A 5972-nucleotide genomic window follows, 5' to 3' on the forward strand; every position below is an offset into this window, starting at 1 on the left:
CAGCCTCGAAGAACTCAGCCTGCTCGCCAAAAGCGCGGGCGCCACTCCTGCTGTCACGCTCACCGGGCGCCGCTCGAGCCCCGACGCCGCCATGTTCATCGGCAGCGGCAAGGCCGAGGAACTGCGCCTCGCCTGTGAAGCGAACGACATCGAAATCGTCATCTTCAATCACGCGCTATCGCCCGCCCAGCAACGTAACCTGGAGCGCGCTCTTGGCCGCCGCGTGGTGGATCGTACGAGCCTCATTCTCGACATCTTTGCGCAACGCGCACGCAGCCACGAAGGCAAGCTGCAGGTCGAACTCGCCCAGCTTCAGTATCTCGCTACGCGCCTCGTGCGCGCCTGGACCCACCTTGAGCGTCAGAAGGGCGGTATTGGTCTGCGCGGTCCTGGCGAAACGCAGCTTGAAACCGACCGCCGCCTGATTGGCGAGCGTATCAAGATGCTGCAGGGCAAGCTTGCGAAGCTGCGCCGTCAACACGGCACGCAGCGCCGTCAGCGCGAACGCACGCGCACCATGTCGGTGTCGCTCGTCGGCTATACGAACGCGGGCAAATCCACGCTGTTCAATGCGCTCACCAAGGCGCAGGCCTACGCCGCCGACCAGCTCTTCGCGACGCTCGATACGACTTCGCGGCGCGTGTGGCTCGGCGACGAAGTCGGCCAGATCGTGCTGTCCGATACCGTTGGTTTCATCCGCGAACTGCCTCACCAACTGGTGGCCGCTTTCCGCGCGACGCTGCAGGAAACCGTGCAGGCAGATCTGCTGCTGCACGTGGTCGATGCGTCGAGCGCGGTGCGTCTGGACCAGATCGATCAGGTCAACGACGTGCTGCACGAGATCGGCGCCGATACGATCCGCCAGGTGCTGGTGTTCAACAAGATCGACGCCGTGCCCGAACTGGCGGCCCGAGGCGGGACGGTCGAGCGGGATGAGTATGGTAATATTTCGCGCGTCTTTTTGAGCGCGCGCACGGGCGTCGGACTGGATGCGCTGCGCGCCGCCATCGCCGAAATCGCGACGGCCGAACCGCTCGTCGCGCCATCGCAGCCTCAGGCCGCAGCCGACTGGAGTCCGCTGTCGCACGAACCCAGCAGGGAACCCGAGCACGGCCGCTGAACCCAAACCGGCAGCGCCCGGCGTCGCCCTCGTGGTGCGCGGGCGCATTTCCACGCACATGACCCGCTGTCTACTCTGGTGAACGAACACAGGTGAACGATTACAACAAGCGGACTGGCTGGCGCGCGCGTGCCATTTTCTCGCTGAACGACCCGCGATGGGGTCGCGGCGAGGGCAATGGCCAGCGCAACGATGACGCGCGGCGTCCCTCCGGTAACAAGGACAACAACGGCGACGGCCCGCCCGATCTCGACGAAATGTGGCGCGATTTCAATCGCCGCCTGTCGTCGTTCTTCGGCAAGAAGGGCAAGGGACCCGGTGGCCTCGGCCCGCGTCCGGACAACGGTCACGGTGCGCGCATTGGCGTAGGCCTCGTGCTGGGCGTGCTGATCGCCATCTATATCGGCAGCGGTGTGTTCATCGTTCAGGACGGTCAGGCTGGCGTCGTGCTTCAGTTCGGCCAGTACCGCCACGCTGTGGGCCCGGGCGTGCATTGGCGCATGCCGTTCCCGTTCCAGGCGCACGACATCGTCAACGTCGGCCAGATCCGCAGCGTCGAGATCGGCCGCAACAATCCGGTGCCGCCGTCGAACGTGAAGGACGCCTCGGTGATCACGCACGATGGTGACATTCTCGATGTGCGTCTGATCGTCCAGTACCAGGTCAAACAGCCTACCGACTATCTGTTCCGCAGCGTCGATCCCGATCTTTCCGTGAGCCAGGCCGCGCAGGCGGCGGTGCGCTCGGTGGTGGGCGCGCACAGCACCAACGATCTGCTTTACGCGGACCGCGAACCGATCCGCGCACAGCTCGCCGATACGATCCAGCACGCGCTCGACCAGTACAAGACGGGTCTGGGCGTGGTGGGCGTGACGATCCAGAGCGTCGCGGCGCCTGACCGCGTGCAGGCCGCCTTCGACGATGAAGCGAAAGCCCATCAGGACCGCGAACGCGCAAAGCGCGACGCGCAGGCTTACGCCGATCAACTGCTGCCGCGCGCACAGGCCGACGGCGCCAAACTGATCGACGACGCCAAGGCGTACAGCGACCGCGTGGTCGAGCAGGCACAAGGCGACGCCCAACGCTTTAACAGCGTCTACGAGCAGTACGCGAAGGCTCCGGCCGTGATTCGCGAGCGCATGTACCTGGATACGATGCAGCATATCTACTCGAATACGACGAAGGTGTTCGTCGACAGCAAGTCGGGCAACAACGTGATTTATCTGCCGCTCGACAAGCTCGTCGATGCTACGCGTCAGCGTGCTGCGGCCGCGGTTGCAGCATCGGGCGCGGCGGCAGCGAATGCGCCTGCCGCAACGGGCGCCGCCGATGCGAGCAGCAATCCGAACACCGGCGCGAACACCGGCGCAGCATCGGCGCCCGCGACCAATAGCGATACGCAGCAGAGCGTTCAGCCGCAAGGTTCGCAAAGCCCGCAGCAAGGTGCCCAACAGCAAGGTGCCCAGCAGCAGGGCGCAGCACCGGCTCCCTCGGCCAGCGACGCGGCGCAAGCCGCAAGCGATGCCTTCCGTTCGCGCGACGCGTTCCGCTCGCGTGGCCGCGAAGACGACGTGCAATAAGGGGCGCCGATATGAACAAGATCATTGCGTTCGTCGTCGCCTTCGTGGTGGTGGTGCTGGTGGCGTCGTCGTCGGTGTTCGTCGTCGATCCGCGCCATGTGGCTGTGGTGTCGTCGTCGGGCGGCTCGAAAGCCTCGCTCGCCGAGCCGGGCTTGCACGTCAAGCTGCCGCCGCCGTTCCAGACCGCGACTTTCCTCGACACCCGCATCCAGGCGTTTGATGCGCCGGACGCCGACCGCTACACGACCTCGGACAAGACCGAGCTGCTCGTGAACCCGGTGGTGCGTTATCGCATCGGCGAGCCGCTCAAGCTGTTTGCGGCGACCAAGGGCGACCCGCAGACGCTCGCCGACCGCCTCGCTTCGCTGTCGCGCGACGCGCTGTCCGATGCGTTCTCGAAGGTCACGCTCACCGACGCGCTGGCGCAGCAGGAAGCCATCGCCAGCCGCGCGCGCGACGAGTTGAAGACCGCCGCTGCGCCGCTCGGCATCGACGTGATCGATATCGAACTCACGCGCATCGACTATCCGGCCGAACTCGCCGATGTGGTCTACAAGCGCATGAGCGCCGCGCGCGAGCAGGCCGCCGCCGACGAGCGCGCGAAGGGCGCAGCCGAGGCGCAGCAGATCAAGGACGATGCGGAGCGCAAGCAGCAGGGCGCGGTCGCGGATGCGTACAGCCAGGCGCAGGCCATCAAGGGCGAAGGCGACGGCAAGGCTGCCGCGATCGCCGCGCAGGCGTACGGTCGCGATCCGGACTTCTACCGCTTCTACCAGAGCATGCAGGCCTATCGCCAGAGCTTCAAGCCGGGCGACGTGGTCGTGGTCGACTCATCGAGCGACTTCTTCCGCTACATGCGCAGTCCTAACGGAGACGCGCCGCCGGCTCCCGCCGCGCCGCGCAAACACTAAACGAGACAATGGCGTCGCGCACGTGCGCGGCGCATCTTCTTCGCATGGACATAGCCGGCTCCCTGTTGCTCGCGATCGCGTTGATGCTGATTATCGAGGGCATGTTCCCGTTCGTCTTTCCGACGGCGTGGCGCGACACTTTCCGTAGAATTGCGGAACGGCCGCCGCATCACATCCGCATTGGCGGGCTGATCGTGATGGGACTCGGTCTCGTGCTGCTGATGCTCGCCACCTGAATTCAAGGCGCGCGCCGCGAGGCGCTCGCCGTTTCTATCGTCCGGCCCGCGCAGGGCGTGCGTTCGCGCGCGCCGTCGCTGCGTTGTTTTGCAGTGTTTTTGTGCGGCCCTTATCGTCGTAGGACTCCCCCGATGTCGACCTGGTTACTTCCCGAGAATATCGCCGACGTGCTGCCGTCCGAGGCGCGCAAGATCGAAGAGCTGCGCCGCCGCCTGCTGGACCGCTTCCGCGCCTACGGCTACGAAATGGTCATGCCGCCGCTGCTCGAATACATCGAGTCGCTGCTGGTGGGCAGCGGCCGCGATCTGGACCTGCGCACCTTCAAACTCGTCGACCAACTGTCGGGCCGCACGCTCGGCCTGCGCGCCGACATCACGCCGCAGGTCGCGCGCATCGACGCGCATCTCTTGAACCGTCAGGGCGTGACGCGCCTTTGCTACGCGGGCAACGTGGTGCATACGCGTCCGCGCGGCCTGCACGCAACGCGCGAACAGATCCAGATCGGCGCTGAAATCTACGGCCACGCCGGCCTTGAAGCCGACCTCGAAATCCAGCAATTGCTGCTCGACGCGCTGCGCCTCGCGGGCCTGTCGAAAGTGCGTCTGGACCTGTCGCACGCGGGCGTGCTCGCGGCGATTTTCGAAGCCGATCCGGCTGCGGCGGCGCTCGGCGACGCTCTGTATGAAGCGCTCGCAGGAAAGGACGTGCCGCGCCTGGCCGAACTCACGGCCAATCTGCCGGCGGCTTCGCGCGACGCACTGCGCGCGCTGCCGTCGCTTTACGGCGATGCGAGCGTGATCGACGAGGCGCGCCAGCGTCTGCCGGCGCTGCCGGGCATCGCGCGCGCGCTCGACGATCTGGCCTTCCTGATGGGCGAAGTCAAGGGCGCGGAACTGATGCTCGACCTCGCGGATCTGGGCGGCTACGCGTACCACAGCGGCGTGATGTTCTCGGCTTACGTCGACGGCGTGCCGAACGCCGTGGCGCGCGGTGGCCGCTACGACAAGGTGGGCCAGGCGTATGGCCGCGCCCGCGCGGCGACGGGTTTTTCGCTCGATCTGCGCGAAGTGGCGCGAATTTCGCCGGTGGAAGCGCGCAGCAGCGCGATCCTCGCGCCGTGGCGCCACGACGAGGCGCTGCGTGCGGCCGTCGCGGCCCTGCGCGACGCGGGCGAAGTGGTGATCCAGGCGCTGCCGGGTCATGAGCACGACATGGACGAATTCGCCTGCGACCGCGTGCTGGTCGAGCGCGACGGCGCGTGGGTGGTGGAAGCGCACGGCGCCTGAAATGTCCGCGGGATGGCGCGGGAAGGGCGTTCAAAGCCAGCCGTAAGCGCTGGCTGCCCACCCGCATGCCGTTGAGTGCAAAAGGAAATTCCGCGAATTTCGGGAAAAAATGGCGGCCTTGCCGCCGAACCCAGGTAGAATACGTTTTTACCAAGAGTCACGCTAAGTGACTGATTTAAAAGTAAAAGTGTAGTAAAAAGGGTAGTTGGGTAGCCAAAAGGGTATCCAGTGAACCTTACAAATGTATTTCACATCTCCCAAGATGAGCCAGCCAAAGCCATCTTGGGACACCCCTCTACCGAAGTACCCATCACCGCGCGTTCTAAGAGCTTCTACAGGCTCACCACCAACAGGCATGGTACGTATACCATCAGGCTTGTTGTGCCCCTTTTGCTACAGCCCATTTTCAAGTGCCGTGAGATTAAGAAAAGTCTTGGGACCAAAGACTTTAAAAAAGCAAGAATGCTTGCTTTACATCTATCATCTCAATTTGATTTGTTAGTTAATTTTAATATGAAAAAGCATGTCACTGATTTTGATTTGAATAATCAAATCTTAAAAGAACTCAAAGTAAAATTTGGTGGTGGTGAGTTTGAATTTAATAATTTAAGCGACCCAGCAGAACAAGAGGCCTATAAAGCTTTGCTTGCTATGTCAAGTCAACAATCAGGTGTAACCCAGCCTCAAGCCGCAGATAGCCAAATTCCACTTTACCAATCAAAGTATTTGGTATCTGATGTAAAAAATGAATATTTTACTGAAATTGAGAAAACATTAGCACCAAAAACCTATTCTTTATATAAGCGGGAAATTGGTGCGTATCTTGATTTCGCAACTG

At 63.1% G+C, this 5972-nt stretch carries 6 protein-coding genes; all 6 read left to right on the top strand.

Annotated features, from left to right (window positions below; translation table 11 throughout):
- A partial coding sequence (gene hflX, locus VG320_RS28590; RefSeq protein WP_414696142.1) for a GTPase HflX occupies positions 1 to 1120 on the top strand: 1120 nt, incomplete at its 5' end.
- 92 nt (positions 1121 to 1212) lie between these two features.
- Positions 1213 to 2700 carry an FtsH protease activity modulator HflK gene (gene hflK / locus VG320_RS28595; RefSeq protein ID WP_327203429.1) on the top strand — a complete coding sequence of 496 codons (1488 nt, stop codon included), beginning with the start codon at positions 1213 to 1215 and terminating at the stop codon, positions 2698 to 2700.
- Between the two features lie 11 nt (positions 2701 to 2711).
- The gene (locus VG320_RS28600) at positions 2712 to 3611 is read left to right on the top strand and encodes a protease modulator HflC (RefSeq protein WP_327203431.1); all 900 of its coding nucleotides are present in this window, start codon (positions 2712 to 2714) and stop codon (positions 3609 to 3611) included.
- A 44-nt stretch (positions 3612 to 3655) separates the two neighbouring features.
- A complete protein-coding gene (locus VG320_RS28605; protein ID WP_103703968.1) occupies positions 3656 to 3847 on the top strand; it encodes a DUF2065 domain-containing protein in 192 nt (63 codons plus the stop codon).
- A 132-nt stretch (positions 3848 to 3979) separates the two neighbouring features.
- Positions 3980 to 5134, top strand: coding sequence for an ATP phosphoribosyltransferase regulatory subunit (locus VG320_RS28610; protein ID WP_327203433.1), 1155 nt, complete (start codon positions 3980 to 3982; stop codon positions 5132 to 5134).
- Between the two features lie 228 nt (positions 5135 to 5362).
- A partial coding sequence (locus VG320_RS28615; RefSeq protein WP_327203435.1) for a DUF6538 domain-containing protein occupies positions 5363 to 5972 on the top strand: 610 nt, incomplete at its 3' end.

Source organism: Paraburkholderia sp., assembly GCF_035948235.1.
Classification (GTDB): domain Bacteria; phylum Pseudomonadota; class Gammaproteobacteria; order Burkholderiales; family Burkholderiaceae; genus Paraburkholderia.

Excerpts from the sequence above, each read along its gene's own strand:
- VG320_RS28610 (WP_327203433.1), top strand. The coding sequence starts at position 3,980 with ATGTCGACCTGGTTACTTCCCGAGAATATCGCCGACGTGCTGCCGTCC.
- VG320_RS28600 (WP_327203431.1), top strand. The coding sequence starts at position 2,712 with ATGAACAAGATCATTGCGTTCGTCGTCGCCTTCGTGGTGGTGGTGCTG.
- VG320_RS28605 (WP_103703968.1), top strand. The coding sequence starts at position 3,656 with ATGGACATAGCCGGCTCCCTGTTGCTCGCGATCGCGTTGATGCTGATT.